Raw genomic sequence first — 16876 nt, forward strand, 5'->3', positions numbered from 1 at the left:
GGCTTTTCGCGCCCGGCTCGCCCGGAGGGGGCAATAACCCTTGAACCCGCCTGCGGCAGTAGCCGTCGGCTATCGTTCGCGCCATGACCGACTCCCTCCGCCTTGGCTGGCGCACCCTCTGGCGCGACCTGCGCGCCGGCGAACTGCGCCTCTTGATCGTTGCCGTGCTGCTGGCCGTGGCCGCGCTCACGGCGGTCGGCTTCTTCGCCGACCGGCTGCAGGGCGGGCTCAAGCGCGATGCGCGGCAACTGCTGGGCGGCGATGCGGTGATCGTGAGCGACAACCCCACGCCCGAGGCCTTCATGGCGCAGGCGAAGTCGCTGGGCCTGGAAGGCACATCCACCTACGGCTTCCCCACCATGGCGCGCGCCGACGACGTGCAGGGCGGCGCCAGCAAGCTGGTGGCGCTGAAGGCGGTGGCGGCGGGCTACCCGTTGCGCGGCAGCCTGCAGACTTCCACCACCTTCGCGGGGCCCGGCGCGGTCACCCGCGACATTCCGCCTCGGGGCGAGGTGTGGGTCGATGCCTCGCTGCTCGATTCGCTGGGCCTGAAGATCGGCGACCCGCTGCTGCTGGGCGACACCAGCCTGCGCGTGGGCCGCATCATCACGCTGGAGCCCGACCGCGGCGCCGGCTTCATGAGCTTTTCGCCGCGCGTGATGCTCAACCAGGCCGACGTGGCGCGCACCGGCCTCGTGCAGCCGGCCAGCCGCGTGGGCTACCGCTATGCGGTGGCGGGCAGCGACGTGGCGGTCAAGCGCTTCACCGACTGGGCCGAAGCCGCCATCAAGAAGGGCGACCTGCGCGGCGTGCGGCTCGACTCCTTCGAGGGCGGCCGCCCCGAGATGCGCCAGACGCTCGACCGCGCCGAGAAATTCCTGAGCCTGGTCGCGCTGCTCGCGGCGCTGCTCTCGGCCGTGGCCGTGGCGCTGGCGGCGCGCGGCTTCGCGGCCAGCCACCTGGACGACTGCGCGATGCTGCGCGTGCTCGGCCAGAGCCAGCGCACCATCGCGATGGCCTACGCCTTCGAGTTCGCGGTGATCGGCCTCGTGGCCAGCGGCATCGGCGTGGCCATCGGCTTTGCGGTGCACTACGTGTTCGTGCTGCTGCTGGCCGGTCTTGTCGAGACCGCGCTGCCCGCCGCCACCTTGTGGCCGGTGGCCTTCGGCCTGGGCATGGGCCTCACGCTGCTCTTCGCCTTCGGACTGCCGCCGGTGCTGCAACTGGCGCGCGTGCCACCGCTGCGCGTGATCCGGCGCGACGTGGGCGGGCTCAAGCCCGCATCGCTCGCGGTGCTTGGCATCGGCGTCGCGGGCTTTGCCGCGCTGCTGATGGCGGCGAGCAGCGACATCAAGCTCGGCCTGATCGCGGTCGGCGGTTTCGCGGGTGCCGTGGCCGTGTTTGCATTGCTCAGCTGGCTCGCGGTGAAGGTGCTGCGCCGCAGCGTCAACGAAACGACTGCGCCGCGCTGGCTGGTGCTCGCCACGCGGCAGATCTCCGCGCGGCCCGCCTATGCGGTGGTGCAGGTCAGCGCGCTCGCGGTGGGCCTCCTGGCATTGGTGCTGCTCGTGCTGCTGCGCACCGACCTCGTCGCGAGCTGGCGCAAGGCCACGCCGCCCGATGCGCCGAACCGCTTCGTCATCAACGTGATGCCCGACCAGAGCGATGCGTTCCAGAAGTCGCTGCGCGATGCCGGCGTGAGCAAGTTCGACTGGTACCCGATGATCCGCGGCCGCCTGGTCGCCATCAACGACAAGCCGGTGACCCCCGACGACTACGTGGAAGACCGCGCCAAGCGCCTGGTGGACCGCGAGTTCAACCTCAGCAACGCGATGGAGGCGCCTGCGCACAACAGCATCACTGCGGGCGCATGGAAGCCGGGCGCCGCGGGCGAGGTGAGCGTCGAGGAAGGGCTGGCCGACACGCTGGGCCTCAAGCTCGGCGACACGCTGCGCTTCGACATCGGCGGCATGCAGAACGATGCGCGCATCACGTCGCTGCGCAAGGTCGACTGGGGCTCGCTGCATGCCAACTTCTTCGTGATGTACACGGTGGCCTCGCTGCCCGACGTGCCCGTGACCTACATGGGCGCCTTCCGCGCGCCCGAGACGCGCGGCTTCGACAACACGCTGGTGCGCACGTACCCCAACGTGACCAACGTGGACATGAGCGCGACCATCAACCAGGTGCAGCGCGTGCTCGACCAGGTGATCCGCGCGGTCGAGTTCCTGTTCGGCTTCACGCTCGCTGCGGGGCTGGTGGTGCTGTTCGCGGCGGTCACGGCCACGCGCGAGGAGCGGGCGCGCGAGTTCGCGGTGATGCGTGCGGTCGGCGCGCGCGCGAGCCTGCTGCGCCAAGTGCAGCGCGCCGAGCTGATCGGCGTGGGGCTTCTCGCGGGCTTTCTCGCGAGCATCGTGGCCTCGGTGATCGGCTGGGCGCTCGCGCGCTATGTGTTCGAGTTCACCTGGACCGCATCGCCGATCGTGCCCGTCGCGGGCGCGCTGGCCGGCGCGGTGCTGGCACTGGCGGCGGGGTGGTGGGGCTTGCGCGATGTGTTGCGCCGGCCGGTGGTCGACACGCTGCGCCGCGCGGCGGAATAGCGGCGAAATTTTTTTCTTCTGCGACAGGGAATGCGGGGCCGGGGATGCAATACATTCCCCGGCCCCGTATTCATTTCAGAAGAGAAATTCCCGCATGCGCTTGGCGTCATTCCAGATCACCAACTTTCGCTCGATCAACGACAGCGGCCCCATCGACTCCACACAGATCACGGCGATCCTCGGTCGAAATGACAGCGGCAAATCGAACCTGCTGCGCGCGCTCCACAGCCTGAACCCGGCCGAAGGCCTCGCGGAACTCAGTCCGATCAAGGACTTCCCGAGGCACCGCCGCCTCGAAGAATGCCAGGGCGACACGCCCGTCGTCGCGACGCGCTGGATGCTCGACGACAGCGAACGCGCCGAGCTGAAGGCCATCCTTCCGCGTGCATCCGATGTGCGCCACGTCACCGCAGGCCGGGGCTATGCCGCGATGCGCTGGACCGGCTTCGAAGGCCTCGGCGAACTCTCGCTCGACGTGTCGGACATCAAGGGCAAGGTCCGCAAGATCGTGCCCGCCGTCAAGGCCGCGGCCGAGAAGGTCGCCGAAGGCGCCCGCGCCACGCTGGAACAGGAGGCCGACGCCTTCGACGCTGCGATGATCCCCAGCCCCGACTACATCAGATGGTCCGAAGGCGCGGTGAAGGCGCTGCAGGCCTTGCGCAAGTCGATGGCCGCAGCGGACGCCGAACTCAGCGACAAGCAGGAGCAGATGCTGGTCGAACTCGAGGACATGGCCCGCGCCATAGCCAACGACACGCCCGCGCTCGCGAAAGCCAAACAGTGGGTGCTCGAGAAGCTGCCGCGCTTCGTCTACGTGGACGAGTACCCCGCGCTGCCCGGCCGACAGAACATCGCCGACTACCTCGTGCGCAAGGGCTGGGGCCAGGCGACGCCCGAGCAACGCAGCTTCGAGAAGCTCTGCAAGGTCGCTGGGCTCGATCCGCAGCAGTTGCAGGACCTGCTGGAGAAGAACGACCAGGCCACGCGCAACCAGCTCGTGAACCGCGCCGGCTCGGTCGTCACGTCGGAGATCCGCCGCGTGTGGAAGGACCGCGAGCTCAAGGTCCGCTTCAACCTCGACGGCCCGTACATGGACACGCTGGTGTCCGACCCGAACGGCGCGTACGAAGTGGAAGTGAACCTGGACGAACGCAGCCGCGGCTTCCAGTGGTTCTTCTCGTTCTACATCGCCTTCTTTGCGGACACGCGTGGCGCGGGCGATGCGATCCTGCTGCTGGACGAGCCCGGCCTGCACCTGCACGCGCATTCGCAGGCCGACCTGCTCGCGCACTTCGAGCACGACTTCGGCAACCAGATCGTCTACACGACGCACTCGCCGTTCATGGTGCCCGTGCACCGGCTGGACGCGGTGCGCACGGCCAGCATGAGCGAGGCGGCGGGGACGACGGTGAGCAACAAGGCGGAGGGGGATGCGCGCACGCTTTATCCGTTGCAGGCGGCGCTTTTGTGGAGCCGGGCGGCGACTGCTGTGCCCGTCGAAGCGCCATCGGGAACCAGCACTGCGCAAGCAGAGAGCCAGCTGGCGTACGTGGCATAAGCCTGCGTCGCACCGCCCCAGGCGGCGGACACGTTCGATCTCAAACGGCGCCCACCATGCGCCGCATGAGCAGGCCTTTCAAATCTCTTCGCGTGTCGCAGACGACGTGGATGTAGGCGACATCCAGTCGCACTTCATAAATGATGCGGTTCATGCCCGAGATGACTTGCCGGTACTGGGCGCTGTTCAGGTTCTCGAGCTCCTCGGGAATCCGGCCTGCCTGGGGATGCGCCTGGATCATCGCGACGGACTGCTTGATCTTTTGGTAGCTCGCTGCCCAGGTGTCTGTACCGAAGTTCTTCACGATGTAGCGCCTCAGGTCCTTCAGGTCGGCCTCGGCGGACCGCAGGAACACAACCTTCATTGGGCGTCTTCTTGATCCAACTCGGCGAACACGTCATCCGCCGACCGGAAGTGGCCCTGCTCGATTTCGCGATTTCCGAGCGCCAGGACTTTCAGAAGCGCAAGAGTCGCTTCATGTTCTTCATAGGAGCGGACATCCATCACCACGAGCTTGGCCTCGCCGTTCTGGGTAATGACCATGGGCTCGCGAGTGTCCGAAAGCGTTTTCACGATGTCCGCGGCATGGCTCTTGAGATAGCTGATGGGTTTGACCTGCGTGGAGAAATTCATTGCGTTCGCTCTGCGGTTATTGATCGGACTGATTATGGTCTGAATTCAGTCCTATTTGGTGGGGCTGCCATGCCGTCGCCTCTGAACATGTGCTCCCCCGCAAAGTCCACAAACGCCCGCACCTTCGGCGACAACTGCCGGCTCGACGACCACAGCGCCGAGAACTGCCCCTGCCGCACGAGGTGTGTCTTGAGAACCCGCCGCAGTTCGCCGCGGCAGAGCGAATCGCGCGCGAGGAAGTCGGGCATGTAGGCCACGCCGAGGCCGGCCACGGCCGCGCCGAGCATGGCTTCCATGTTGTTGCACAGGAGGCCGGGCGGCAGTTGCGTGGGCAGGCCCGGCAGGTCCCAGTCCTCGATCTTTCCGCCCGTGACGAACTTGTAGCGCAGGCAACTGTGCCGGGCGAGGTCGGCCGGCACCTGCGGCACGCCGTGTTCGGCCAGGTAGGCAGGCGAGGCGACGAGCACGAAGTTGAACGGACCGAGCCGGCGCGCCACGAGCTGCGAGTCGCCCAGCTCGCCGCTGCGGATCGCCACGTCCACGCCTTCGGCGATCACATCGACCAGCCGGTCGTTGAAGTCGAGGTCGAGTTCGATCTCGGGAAAGCGCGCCTTGAAGGCCGGCAGGATCGGCAGCAAAAAGCGGTAGCCAATGGTCGGCAGGCTCACGCGCAGGCGGCCGCGCGGGGCAGCCACCGCGTCCTGCATCATGGCCCGCGCGTCGTCGAGCTCATCGAGGATGCGGCGGCAGCGCTCGTGGAACATCGCGCCTTCCTCGGTCAGCCGCACATGCCGCGTGGTGCGGTTGAAAAGCCTGAGCCCGAGTTGCTGCTCGAGCCGCGCGACGTTCTTGCCCACGGCCGAGGCCGAGATGCCCAGCAACCGCCCGGCCTTGGCAAAGCTCAACAGGTCGGCCGCCCGCACGAAGGATTCGAGTCCGCTGAAGCTGTCCATGGATTGGCAACCTTGGGTTGGGAGTGTGAGGATCAATGGCACCATTTTCATTCCATTGATTCCTTTCTATCTTCGGTGACCTCCTTTCCCTTTCCACGTGAAAGCCACCGATGTCTTCACCTTCTCCTTCCAAGAACTGGCTGCTGGCCGCCGTCTGCCTGGCAGCGCTGGGCATGCCGCTGAGCTTCACCGGCCCGGCGGTGGTGCTGCCCGCGATCCGCGAGGCGCTGGGCGGCAGCCCGGTGCAGCTGAACTGGGTCACCAACGCCTTCATGCTGAGCTTCGGCGCAACGCTGATGGCGGCGGGCGCGCTGGCCGATGCCTATGGGCGCAAGCGCGTCTTCCTGATGGGGCTCGCGGTGGTTGCGCTCAGCAGTTCGCTGCTGACGCTTGCGCCCGGCATCGTCGCCTTCGATCTCGCGCGTGCCCTGCAGGGGTTGGGCTCGGCGGCCGCGTTCGCATCGGGCACGGCGGCGCTGGCGCAGGTGTTCGACGGCGCGGCGCGCACGCGGGCGTTCAGCTTCATCGGCACCTCGTTCGGCGTGGGGCTGTCGTGCGGCTCGATCCTCTCGGGCTGGCTTGCCGAGAGCTTCGGCTGGCAGTCGGTGATGCTGAGCCCGGGGGCGATCAGCCTTGTGGCGCTGTGCATCGCCTCGCTGAACATGCGCGAGTCCAGCAACCCACATGCGATGGGGCTCGATGTGCCGGGCACCGTCACCTTCACCGCCGCGCTGACGCTGCTCACGCTCGGCGTGCTGCAGGCGCCCGACAGCGGGTGGGGCAGCCCGTGGGTGATCGGTGCGCTGGCTGGCGCGGTGGTGATGGGCGCGGCCTTCATTGCCGTCGAGCGGCGCGTGGCGCATCCGATGCTCGACCTGTCGCTGTTCCGCTTTCCGCGCTTCATCGGCGTGCAGTTGCTGGCTGCGGCGCCGGCCTATGGGTTTGTCGTGCTGCTGGTGCTGCTGCCGATCCGCTTCATCGGGCTGGAAGGGCGCAGCGCGATGGAGGCGGGCGTGTTCATGTTCGCGCTCTCGGGGCCGATCCTCGTGGTGCCGACGCTCGCGGCCTCGCTTGCGCACCGGTTCTCGGCGGGCGTGATCTCGGCGGTGGGGCTGCTGGTGTGCGCGGCGGGGTTGCTCTGGCTCAGCTACTGCGCGCCGGGCACGCCGCTGCACGCGATCGTGTGGCCGCTGCTCTTGATCGGCGCGGGCATTGGCCTCCCCTGGGGCCTGATGGACGGGCTCGCGGTGAGCGTGGTGCCGCGCGAACGGGCGGGCATGGCGTCGGGCATTTTCAACACGGTGCGGGTGGCGGGTGAGGGGATTGCGCTCGCGCTGGTCGGGGCGGGACTGACGGCACTGGTCGCGCTGCAACTGGCGCGGCTGCCGGCGCATCCCGGTGCGACATCGCAGGCGGCGCAGCGGGTGACGACGGGCGATCTGTCGCAGGCGCTCGCGCTGCTGCCGGGCGTGGACCGCGCGGCGCTGCTGCATGCGTATGGCGCGGCGTTCGGCACGCTGCTGTGCGTGCTGGCCGGCGTGACCGTGCTGACTGCGCTGGTGGTGTTCGTGTTCCTGCGCGGCGAGACGCACGCCGAAGCGGGGGCGGCGGTATTGGAGTCGCCAGCCTGCTGAAGGCGAGGCGTCACAAAGAACCCGCAGCTCTTCCTGTCCAATAGCGGCATGGAACACCTACCGAACGACGTGACCGAGCGGCTGACCGAACTCGAGATCAAGTCCAGCTATGCCGACGACCTGCTGGAGCAGCTGAACATGACGATCTACCGGCAACAGCAGCAGATCGACAGCCTGATCCAGCAGGTGGCGCACCTGCGGCAACTGAGCCAGAACGCAGGGCAGGACGGGGCGGCGGGAAACCTGCGCGACGAGCTACCGCCGCATTACTGAACGAGAAAACTCAGCCGTGCGAGTGCCAGAGCACCGCGAAGAAATGGCAGGTGCTGCCGGCCAGCACGAACAGGTGCCACACCGAATGCGCGAAGCGCACCTTGTTGTCGAACAGGAAGACCATCGCGCCGGCCGTGTAGAACAACCCGCCGGCCACCAGCCAGCCCAGCCCCGCCGGTGACATGCGTTCATACAGCGGCACCGCCGCCATCAACGCCATCCAGCCCATTGCCACATAGAGCCCCGTCGACCACAGCGGATGCTGCAGCCGGTTGAACAGCTTGGCGCCCACGCCCAGCGCGGCCGCCGCGCAGATCGCGCCGAACAGCGTCCAGCCCCACGGACCGCGCAGCACGCCGAACAGAAAGGGCATGTAGCTGCCCGCGATGAAGAGATAGATGGCCGCGTGGTCCAGCCGGTTGAACCAGGCCTTGGCCCGGCCCATCGGCAGTGCGTGGTACAGCGTGGAGACCAGGTACAGCACGATGGCCGTGCCCGCGAAGAGCGAGGCACCGACCACGCTCGCGGCCTGGCCCTTCTGTGCGGCGCTGTAGATCAGGATGGGCAGCGAGGCGATCGCCAGCAGCAGGCCGAGGCCGTGGCTCAGGGCGTTGAAGAGCTCTTCCATCCCGGTCTGGTCGCGCGTCGCAGAGGGCGGCTTTTTCGGGTCGACGGGAAGGGGCTGCAACTGCATGGATGGGCTATTCGTCATCAGGACAGAACCTCAGGAATCGGTTTTGGTTCCGCAGTTGGCGCGAAACCGGCAGATCATGTTACTTGACCTGCTGTTTGCCGAGTTTGCGTGCCAATGTGCGCCGATGCATGCCGAGACGCCGCGCGGTCTCGGAGATGTTGAAGCCAGTCTCGGCCAGCATCTCGTGGATGCGCTCCCATTCGAGCGTCTTGATCGAGGTCGAGCGGTTGGTCAGTTCCACCTCGGTGGTGCCGGCAGCGCGGCCGAAGGCGGCCTCGATGTCGTCGGTGTTCGACGGCTTGGCCAGGTAGTGGCAGGCGCCCAGCTTGATGGCCTCCACCGCGGTCGCGATGCTGGCAAAGCCCGTGAGCACCACGATCAGCATCGTCGGGTTGTGCTGGTGCAGCATCTGCACGCAGGTCAGGCCCGAGGCTTCGCCGTTGAGCTTGAGGTCGACCACCGCGTAGCCCGGCGAGCGGGCAGGGGGAGCGGTCTCCAGCAGCGCCTGGACCTCTTCGGCATTGCTCGCGTGCATCACCGCATAGCCGCGCCGCTCGAAGGAGCGGCTGAGCGTGCGCGCGAAGGCGCCATCGTCCTCGACGATCAGCAACTGGCGTTCGGCATCGGCGGTTTCGGTCATGGTTTTGCGTTGTCCATGGCGGCGACTGGTGCCGCGCCGTCTTCGGTCTCTTCCTCTTCTTCCAGCACGATGGCCGCGAGCGGCAGCGTGACGGTCACGATGGCACCGCCCTCGGGCCGGTTGCGCGCCGCGACGCGGCCGCCCAGGGTGCGCGCCACGTTGGCGACGAGGAAGAGCCCGAGCCCGCCGCCCGGGCGACCCTTGCTCGACTGGTAGGGCTTGCCGAACTCCTTGAGGATCGCCGGAAGGAATCCCGGGCCCGCGTCGGTGACAGTGATCGTGAGATCGTCGGCATCGTGCGCCGCTTCGAGGCGCAGCCAGTGCGGCGAGGCCTCCAGCGCGTTGTCGAGGACATTGCAGATCATCTGCTTCAGGGCCGAGTCGGAAACCATGGGCAGGTCTTGCCCGAAGCGGTTGTCGTAGTCGAACTCCTCCACCGGGCGCGTGGTGCGCCACTCTTCCACGAGATCGTCGAGGAAGGTGCTCACCGTGGTTTCTTCGGACGATTCGCCGCGCGCCTCGCCGGCCGACAGCAGGATGCCGCTCACGATGCTCTTGCAGCGCTGGATCTGCAGTTCCATTTCGGCCACCTCGGTCAGGAGTTCGGGGTCGGAGCTGAAGTGGGGCAGGCGGCGCCAGTCTCCGAGGATCACCGCCAGCGTGGCAAGCGGCGTGCCCAGCTCGTGCGCCGCGCCCGAGGCGAGAAGGCCCATGCGCACGATGTGTTCTTCTTCGGAGGCGCGCTGGCGCAGGTCGGCCAGCCGCGCATCGCGCGCGCGCAGGTTGCGGCTGATGCGGGTGATGAAGATGACCAGCAGCGCCGCATTGAGTGCAAAGCACACCAGCATGCCCTGGATGTAGGGGCTCCACAGGCCCCGGTCGTGGTCCAGCGGCAATGCGAGCGGGCGTGAGAAGAGCGCCAGCCCCGCGAAGCACAGGCCGGTGACGGCCACGATGGTCCAGGTCGACCAGGCCTTCAGCAGCACCGCGCCCAGGATCACCTGCAGCAGGTAGAGAAAGACGAAGGGGTTGGTCGCGCCGCCGCTCAGGTAGAGCTGCGCCGTGAGCGTGGCCACGTCGACCAGCAGCGCGAGGAACAGTTCGCCATTGGTCACCCGGCGGTGGGTGCGCGAGCGCAGCAGGCTCACCATGTTGAAGAGCGCGAGGCAGGCGAGCACCTGCAGCATGTTGTCCAGCGGCAGCCGGATGCCGAAGCCGTAGTGCACCACCAGGATGGTGGCCACTTGCCCGACCACCGCGAACCAGCGCAGCTGGATCAGCTGCTGCATGTTCTTGTGGCCGGTGGCGTTGTCCAGGCTCGCGACGCCGGCGCGGGGCGCGAGCAGCTCGCCCGCGACCGCTTCAGTCGTGGCGCGCATCGGGGCGGGGGCTGGGGTGGGCATGGGTCGCATTTTCGCCGCTGCCGCCAGATGCCCTCGCGGCGCGCCGGCGCCCGTCGCGCCAGACGAACCACGCGCCGCCCAGGACCATCAGCGCGAGGCCATACCAGGTGAGGGCGTAGACCAGGTGGCTGTTGGGGAAGGCGATGACCGTCAGGCCGCGCACGGGGTAGTCGGCCGTCTCGGGCGGGAGCGACGGATCGGCCTCGGCATCGACGAAGTAGGGCGCCACGTCATTCAGTCCGCGTGCCGCGGCGATGGCCTGCACGTCGCGCGAGAACCAGCGGTCGGCGGCGGGGTCGTTCTTGCGGAGGAAGCCGCCCTTGGGCTCGGTGATGCGCAGAAGGCCGGCGACGGTGACCTCACCCTTCGCCTCGGTGGCCGCGCGGTTCACGCGTTCGCGTGCTTCGGGCGGCACGAAGCCGCGATTGACCAGCACCACGGTGCCATCGGCAGTGCGCAGCGGCGTCAGCACCCAGAAGCCGGCGCCGAGCCGTGTGCTCGCCTGGGTCAGGGTTTCCTTGTCGTGCAGGAAGGTGCCGGTGAGGCGCACATGGCGGTATTCGTCGTTGGCTGCGTTCACTTGCGGCCAGTCGGCGCGCGCGGGGGGGGGGGCGGCCGGGGCGTGCACGCGCTGGTCGACGCGGGCGATGAGATCGAGCTTCCAGGCCCTGCGCTCGACCTGCCAGGTGCCTAGCGCGAAGAAGCCGGCAAAGGCCAGCGCCGCGCAGACCGCCAGTGCCACCCGGGCGGCCGCGGAGCGCGGGCGCCCGGCCGGTGTGTTGTTGTGGCTGAGGTGGTCTGGCGCGGGGAGCGTCAAGGCATGTTCTTCATGTCGTGCACCGACATCGGCATCATGTTGGCGTTCATGTGATACATGACCCAGAGCGAGCCGGCCAACGTGATGACGACGAGCACGATCGTGAAGATCAGGGCCAGCATGTTCCAGCCGCTCTCGGACTTGGCGTCCATGTGCAGGAAATAGATCATGTGGACCACGATCTGCACGGCCGCGAAGCCCAGGATGACCAGCGAGGTGGTGTTCGCGCTGGGAATCACCTTGCCCATGACGAGCCAGAACGGAATCGCGGTGAGGATCACGGCCAGCACGAAGCCGGTCATGTAGCCCTTGAAGGTGCTGTGGCTCACGGGGCCATCGTCGTGATGGTCGTCGTGGGCGCCATGCGCGTCGTGACCATGCGCTGCGGTGTCGGTGTGGGCGCTCATGCCATCGATCCCATCAGGTAGACAAAGGTGAAGACGCCGATCCACACGACGTCCAGGAAGTGCCAGAACATCGACAGGCACATCAGGCGGCGGCGGTTCGCGGCGGTGAAGCCGTGCTTGGGCAGCTGGATCATCAGCACGATGAGCCAGATGATGCCGAAGCTCACGTGCAGGCCGTGGGTGCCGACCAGCGCAAAGAACGACGACAGGAACGCGCTGCGCTGCGGGCCCGCGCCTTCGTGCAGCAGGTGCGCGAATTCATAGAGTTCGAGGCCGATGAAGCCCGCGCCCAGCAGGCCGGTGATGGCCAGCCACACCAGCACGCCGCCCATGCGCTTCTTCTGCATCTCGAGCATCGCGAAGCCGTAGGTGATCGACGACAGCAGCAGCAGCGAGGTGTTGATCGCCACCAGCGGCAGGTCGAACAGGTCGGCGCCCGAGGGGCCGGCCGCATAGTTGCGGCCCAGCACGCCGTACACAGCGAACAGGCACGCAAAGATGAGGCAGTCGCTCATCAGGTAGAGCCAGAAGCCCAGCAGCGTGCCGTTTTCCGGGTGGTGGTCGTTGCCGACGTGGAACAGCTCGAACACGGGCGGCTTGCCCGTCTGGTCGCTGTGGGCGCCGGCCGGGACGTGATGGCCCGCGGGCGTCGGGAGAACGGTGGTATCAGACATGGGCGGCTCCCAGCAGGCGGGTGCGTTCGGCCTCGGTGCGAACGACTTCTTCCGCGGGGATGTAGTAGTCGCGCTTGTAGTTGAAGGTATGGATGATCACGGCAGCCAGCATGGAAACGAACCCGATGCCCGCCACGAGCCACATCTGCCAGATCAGCGCGAAGCCGCACACCGCAGCCAGGGCCGCGATGATGAAGCCGGCGCTGGTGTTCTTGGGCATGTGGATCGGCGTGAAGCCCTCCAGCGGGCGCTCGTAGCCGCGGCGCTTCATGTCGGTCCAGGCATCGTTGTCATGGATGCGCGGCGTGAACGCGAAGTTGTAGGCCGGCGGCGGCGAGGAGGTCGACCATTCGAGCGTGCGGCCGTTCCACGGATCGCCCGTGGTGTCGCGCAGCGAATCGCGGCGGATGTAGCTCACCACCAGCTGGATGATGAACGAGGCGATGCCCAGCGCGATCAGCACGGCGCCGAAGGCGGCGATCTGGAACCAGATCTGCAGCGACATGTCCTGGAAGTGGCTCATGCGGCGGGTGACGCCCATCAGGCCCAGGATGTACAGCGGCATGAAGGCGAACCAGAAGCCGATGATCCAGAACCAGAACGAGCACTTGCCCCAGAACGGATCGAGCTTGTAGCCGAAGGCCTTCGGGAACCAGTAGGTGATGCCCGCCAGCATGCCGAACAGCACGCCGCCGATGATCACGTTGTGGAAGTGGGCAATGAGGAACAGGCTGTTGTGCAGCACGAAGTCGGCCGGGGGCACTGCCAGCAGCACGCCGGTCATGCCGCCGATCACGAAGGTGATCATGAAGCCGATGGTCCACATCATCGGCAGCTCGTAGCGGATGCGGCCGCGGTACATGGTGAAGAGCCAGTTGAAGATCTTCGCGCCCGTCGGGATCGAGATGATCATCGTCGTGATGCCGAAGAACGAATTCACGCTGGCGCCCGAGCCCATGGTGAAGAAGTGGTGCAGCCACACCAGGTACGACAGGATCGTGATCACGACCGTGGCGTACACCATCGAGGCGTAGCCGAACAGGCGCTTGCCCGAGAAGGTGGAGACCACTTCCGAGAAGATGCCGAAGGCCGGCAGGATCAGGATATACACCTCGGGGTGGCCCCAGATCCAGATCAGGTTCACGTACATCATGGCGTTGCCGCCCAGGTCGTTCGTGAAGAAGTTGGTGCCGACGTAGCGGTCGAGCGACAGCAGGGCCAGCACGGCGGTCAGCACCGGGAAGGCAGCCACGATCAGCACGTTGGTGCACAGGGCGGTCCAGGTGAAGACGGGCATCTTCATCATGGTCATGCCGGGCGCGCGCATCTTCACGATGGTGGCCAGCAAGTTGACGCCAGAGAGCAAGGTACCGACCCCCGCTATCTGCAACGACCATATGTAGTAGTCGACCCCCACGTCAGGGCTGAAGAGAATGCCCGACAGCGGCGGATACGCCAGCCATCCGGTCTTGGCGAACTCGCCGACGAACAGCGAAGCCATCACCAGGCCCGCGCCGAAGGTGGTCATCCAGAAGCTGAAGTTGTTCAGGAACGGAAAGGCCACGTCGCGCGCGCCGATCTGCAGCGGCACCACGAAGTTCATGAGGCCCGTGACCAGCGGCATCGCCACGAAGAAGATCATGATCACGCCGTGGGCGGTGAAGATCTGGTCGTAGTGGTGCGGCGGCAAAAAGCCCGCGTTGTCGCCGAAGGCGAAGGCCTGCTGGGCCCGCATCATGATCGCGTCGGCAAAGCCGCGCAGCAGCATCACCAGCCCGAGGATGATGTACATGATGCCGATCTTCTTGTGGTCGATGCTGGTGATCCAGTCGCGCCACAGGGTGCCCCAGACCTTGAAGTAGGTGAGGGCGCCCAGGAGGGCCAGGCCGCCCAGTACCACGGCCGCGAAGGTCGCGAGCAGGATGGGCTCGTGGTAGGGAATCGCCTCCCACGTGAGGCGGCCGAAGATGAGCTTCGTCAGGTCAAGGTTCGCGAACATCGTCATTCTTCGGTGGTGCACATCGCCGTGACGTACTTACGCTTGGGCGAGTTGAGGGTGTCGGGTTGCCAGCTCTGCATGGTGGCGACGTTGAAGGCGCCGGGCTTGCCCATGCCGCCGTCGGCGTCGATGGCCATCATCTGGCTCATGCACATCTTGTTGCGATCGACGCAGCGGTTGAGGATGGCGTTGTAAAGGTCGGCATCGACGGTGGCGTAGTGGCGCACCGGCTCGCGCTCGCTCGGCACTTCGAGCTTCATGTAGCCCTCGCGGGTGAGCTCGCCTTCCTTGGAGGTCTTGGCTTTCTCGACCCACTTGTCGAAATCGTCCTTGCTCAGGCCGTGGAACTTGAAGCGCATGCCCGAGAAGCCCGCGCCGCTGTAGTTGGCCGAGAAGCCTTCGAATTCGCCCGGCTTGTTGATCACCGCGTGCAGCTTGGTCTCCATGCCCGGCATGGCGTAGATCTGGCCGGCCAGCGCGGGGATGAAGAAGGAATTCATCACCGAGGAGGCGGTGATCTTGAAACTGATCGGCACGTCCACCGGGGCGGCCAGTTCATTCACCGTGGCGATGCCCTGCTCGGGGTAGATGAAGAGCCATTTCCAGTCGAGCGCCACCACTTCGACCACCAGCGGCTTGGTCTCGGGCGAGATCTGGCGCTTGGCGTCCAGCCGGGTGAGCGGGCGGTACGGGTCCAGCGTGTGGGTGCTGATCCAGGTGATCGCGCCCAGCGCGATGATGATCAGCAGCGGCGCGGCCCAGATTGCCAGTTCGAGCTGGGTGGAATGGTCCCAGTCGGGGCTGTAGGTGGCCTCCTTGTTCGACTGGCGATAGCGCCAGGCGAAGAAGATGGTCAGCGCGATCACCGGGATGATGATGATCAGCATCAGCACCGTGGAGACGACGATGAGTCGGCCCTGCTGGTTGGCGATGTCGCCGGAGGGGTTCATGAGCACCGTGTTGCAGCCCGCCAGCAGGGCGAGGGGGAGCAACAGGAGCCATCGGCGAAGGAAGTGGAGGGTGGGCATGCCGAAGAGAAATAAAGGAGTGCGTGGGCTGCGCAAAGACTCCACAATCTACGACCAAAGGTTCCTGCCGCCTATTGGACGTTTTGTCCTATGGCGGGAATCCCCGTTCGGTGAGACGCTTGGAGCCTCTGTTCAATGGTCTACCTCTGTCACTGCCGGTGACACCCGAATTACAAAACGCAATGACGACGACGTCCAGCATCAGTCCGCAAGGCGCACAGCCTGTGCCGAACACGTCCGGAAACGGCGCCAGCCAGGGCAACGCCGATCACTCGCACATCGCCCCGGGCGAGATCGCGGTCGGCGTGATCATCGGCCGCGCTTCCGAGTATTTCGACTTCTTCGTCTACGGCATCGCCTCGGTGCTGGTGTTTCCGTACGTATTCTTCCCGTTCGAGCAGCGCCTGGAGGGAATCCTTTACGCGTTCGTGGTCTTCTCGTTCGCCTTCATCGCACGGCCGTTCGGAACTGTCATTTCAATGGCGATCCAGCGACGATTCGGGCGCGAAACCAAGCTGACGATCGCCCTGTTCCTGCTGGGCACGTCCACGGCCGGCATTGCCTTCCTGCCGGGCTACGAGAGCATCGGGTTCACGGCGATCGTGCTGCTGTCGGTGTTCCGCTTCTGCCAGGGCCTGGCGCTCGGCGGCTCATGGGACGGCCTGCCCTCGCTGCTGGCGCTGAACGCACCGCCCAACCGCCGCGGCTGGTACGCCATGCTGGGCCAGCTGGGCGCGCCCATCGGCTTCTTCATTGCCAGTGCGCTGTTCGCGTATCTCTACGCAAGCCTCTCGATCAAGGAATTCCTCGACTGGGGCTGGCGCTACACCTTCTACGTGGCCTTCGCGATCAACGTGGTGGCGCTGTTCGCGCGCCTGCGCCTGGTGGCCACCGAAGAGTATTCGCGCCTCCTCGAAGAGCGCGAGCTGCAGCCCACCAGCGTGGTCGAGCTGACCCGCTCGCAGGGCGCCAACCTGCTGATCGGCGCGTTCGCTGCGCTGGCCAGCTACGCGCTGTTCCACCTGATCACAGTGTTCCCGCTGTCCTGGATCACCTTGTATTCCGACCAGTCGATCACCGAGTTCCTGGTGGTGCAGATGATCGGTGCGGTGTTCTGCGCCGGCGGCATCGTGGCCTCGGGCGTGATCGCCGACCGCGTGGGCCGCCGTTTCACCCTGGGCGGCCTGGCCGCGATGATCGCGGTGTTCAGTGGTTTTGCCCCCACGCTGCTGGACGGCGGCCGGCTCGGGCAGGACGTCTTCATCCTGCTGGGCTTCGTGCTGCTGGGCCTCTCCTACGGCCAGGCGGCCGGCGCGGTGACCTCGAACTTCGAACCCAAGTACCGCTACACCGGCGCGGCCCTGACGGCCGACCTGGCCTGGCTGATCGGCGCTGCCTTCGCACCGCTGGTCGCGCTGGGGCTGTCGGCGAACTTCGGCTTGGCCTACGTGAGCGTCTACCTGCTCTCGGGTGCGGCCGGCACGCTGGCCGCGCTGGGGTTGAACCGCGCGCTGGTGCGCGACTGAGAAGGCATGAATAAACCTACTGCGCGGTCCGATCTCG

16 protein-coding genes are annotated in these 16876 nt (G+C 66.6%); 5 read left to right on the forward strand and 11 right to left on the reverse strand.

The features are described 5' to 3' along the window. The first annotated feature begins 83 nt into the window (after window positions 1–83). On the forward strand, window positions 84–2600 hold the full coding sequence (locus M2282_RS09010) for an ABC transporter permease (RefSeq protein WP_280808432.1): 2517 nt from the start codon (window positions 84–86) through the stop codon (window positions 2598–2600). 94 nt (window positions 2601–2694) lie between these two features. Then, entirely contained in the window at window positions 2695–4158 is a 1464-nt protein-coding gene (locus M2282_RS09015; RefSeq protein WP_280808433.1) for an AAA family ATPase, read from the forward strand. 40 nt (window positions 4159–4198) lie between these two features. On the opposite strand, the gene M2282_RS09020 is transcribed toward M2282_RS09015, so the two are convergent. Genes M2282_RS09020 through M2282_RS09030 form a run of 3 tightly spaced genes read right to left on the reverse strand, consistent with a single transcriptional unit; the run spans window position 4199 to window position 5744 of the window. Beyond that, window positions 4199–4522, reverse strand: coding sequence for a type II toxin-antitoxin system RelE/ParE family toxin (locus M2282_RS09020; protein ID WP_280808434.1), 324 nt, complete (start codon window positions 4520–4522; stop codon window positions 4199–4201). Further along, window positions 4519–4791 carry a type II toxin-antitoxin system Phd/YefM family antitoxin gene (locus tag M2282_RS09025; protein WP_280808435.1) on the reverse strand — a complete coding sequence of 91 codons (273 nt, stop codon included), beginning with the start codon at window positions 4789–4791 and terminating at the stop codon, window positions 4519–4521. Before M2282_RS09025 ends, M2282_RS09020 begins: the two co-directional genes overlap by 4 nt. Before the next feature lie 32 nt (window positions 4792–4823). Beyond that, window positions 4824–5744: a LysR family transcriptional regulator gene (locus M2282_RS09030; protein ID WP_280808436.1), complete on the reverse strand. Its 921-nt coding sequence runs from the start codon at window positions 5742–5744 to the stop codon at window positions 4824–4826. A 110-nt stretch (window positions 5745–5854) separates the two neighbouring features. On the opposite strand from M2282_RS09030, the gene M2282_RS09035 reads away from it, so the two are divergent. Both M2282_RS09035 and M2282_RS09040 read left to right on the forward strand, forming a co-directional pair. Further along, window positions 5855–7378, forward strand: a complete 1524-nt coding sequence (locus tag M2282_RS09035; RefSeq protein ID WP_280808437.1) for an MFS transporter — start codon at window positions 5855–5857, stop codon at window positions 7376–7378. Window positions 7379–7426: 48 nt separating this feature from the next. Next, window positions 7427–7651: a SlyX family protein gene (locus M2282_RS09040; RefSeq protein WP_280808438.1), complete on the forward strand. Its 225-nt coding sequence runs from the start codon at window positions 7427–7429 to the stop codon at window positions 7649–7651. Between the two features lie 10 nt (window positions 7652–7661). Here M2282_RS09040 and trhA read toward each other — a convergent pair whose 3' ends face one another. The 8 genes from trhA to cyoA all read right to left on the reverse strand — a co-directional run bounded on the left by trhA (window position 7662) and on the right by cyoA (window position 15313). Next, the gene (gene trhA / locus M2282_RS09045; RefSeq protein ID WP_280808439.1) at window positions 7662–8345 is read right to left on the reverse strand and encodes a PAQR family membrane homeostasis protein TrhA; all 684 of its coding nucleotides are present in this window, start codon (window positions 8343–8345) and stop codon (window positions 7662–7664) included. Window positions 8346–8424: 79 nt separating this feature from the next. Beyond that, window positions 8425–8985 carry a response regulator transcription factor gene (locus tag M2282_RS09050; protein ID WP_280808440.1) on the reverse strand — a complete coding sequence of 187 codons (561 nt, stop codon included), beginning with the start codon at window positions 8983–8985 and terminating at the stop codon, window positions 8425–8427. Continuing rightward, a complete protein-coding gene (locus tag M2282_RS09055) occupies window positions 8982–10364 on the reverse strand; it encodes an ATP-binding protein (RefSeq protein ID WP_280808713.1) in 1383 nt (460 codons plus the stop codon). Before M2282_RS09055 ends, M2282_RS09050 begins: the two co-directional genes overlap by 4 nt. Continuing rightward, complete coding sequence (locus tag M2282_RS09060) at window positions 10348–11205, reverse strand: SURF1 family protein (RefSeq protein WP_280808441.1); 858 nt, start codon at window positions 11203–11205, stop codon at window positions 10348–10350. The genes M2282_RS09055 and M2282_RS09060 overlap by 17 nt, the downstream gene beginning before the upstream one ends. Further along, entirely contained in the window at window positions 11202–11612 is a 411-nt protein-coding gene (gene cyoD, locus M2282_RS09065) for a cytochrome o ubiquinol oxidase subunit IV (protein WP_280808442.1), read from the reverse strand. Before cyoD ends, M2282_RS09060 begins: the two co-directional genes overlap by 4 nt. After that, complete coding sequence (gene cyoC, locus M2282_RS09070; RefSeq protein WP_280808443.1) at window positions 11609–12286, reverse strand: cytochrome o ubiquinol oxidase subunit III; 678 nt, start codon at window positions 12284–12286, stop codon at window positions 11609–11611. Before cyoC ends, cyoD begins: the two co-directional genes overlap by 4 nt. Then, window positions 12279–14291: a cytochrome o ubiquinol oxidase subunit I gene (cyoB, locus tag M2282_RS09075; protein WP_432422884.1), complete on the reverse strand. Its 2013-nt coding sequence runs from the start codon at window positions 14289–14291 to the stop codon at window positions 12279–12281. The genes cyoC and cyoB overlap by 8 nt, the downstream gene beginning before the upstream one ends. After that, entirely contained in the window at window positions 14288–15313 is a 1026-nt protein-coding gene (gene cyoA / locus M2282_RS09080; RefSeq protein WP_280808445.1) for a ubiquinol oxidase subunit II, read from the reverse strand. The genes cyoB and cyoA overlap by 4 nt, the downstream gene beginning before the upstream one ends. A gap of 182 nt (window positions 15314–15495) precedes the next feature. Between cyoA and M2282_RS09085 the strand changes: the two genes are divergently transcribed. After that, on the forward strand, window positions 15496–16839 hold the full coding sequence (locus M2282_RS09085) for an MFS transporter (RefSeq protein WP_280808446.1): 1344 nt from the start codon (window positions 15496–15498) through the stop codon (window positions 16837–16839). Window positions 16840–16876 lie beyond the last annotated feature (37 nt).

It is taken from the genome of Variovorax boronicumulans (assembly GCF_029892485.1).
GTDB classification, from domain to species: domain Bacteria; phylum Pseudomonadota; class Gammaproteobacteria; order Burkholderiales; family Burkholderiaceae_C; genus Variovorax; species Variovorax boronicumulans_B.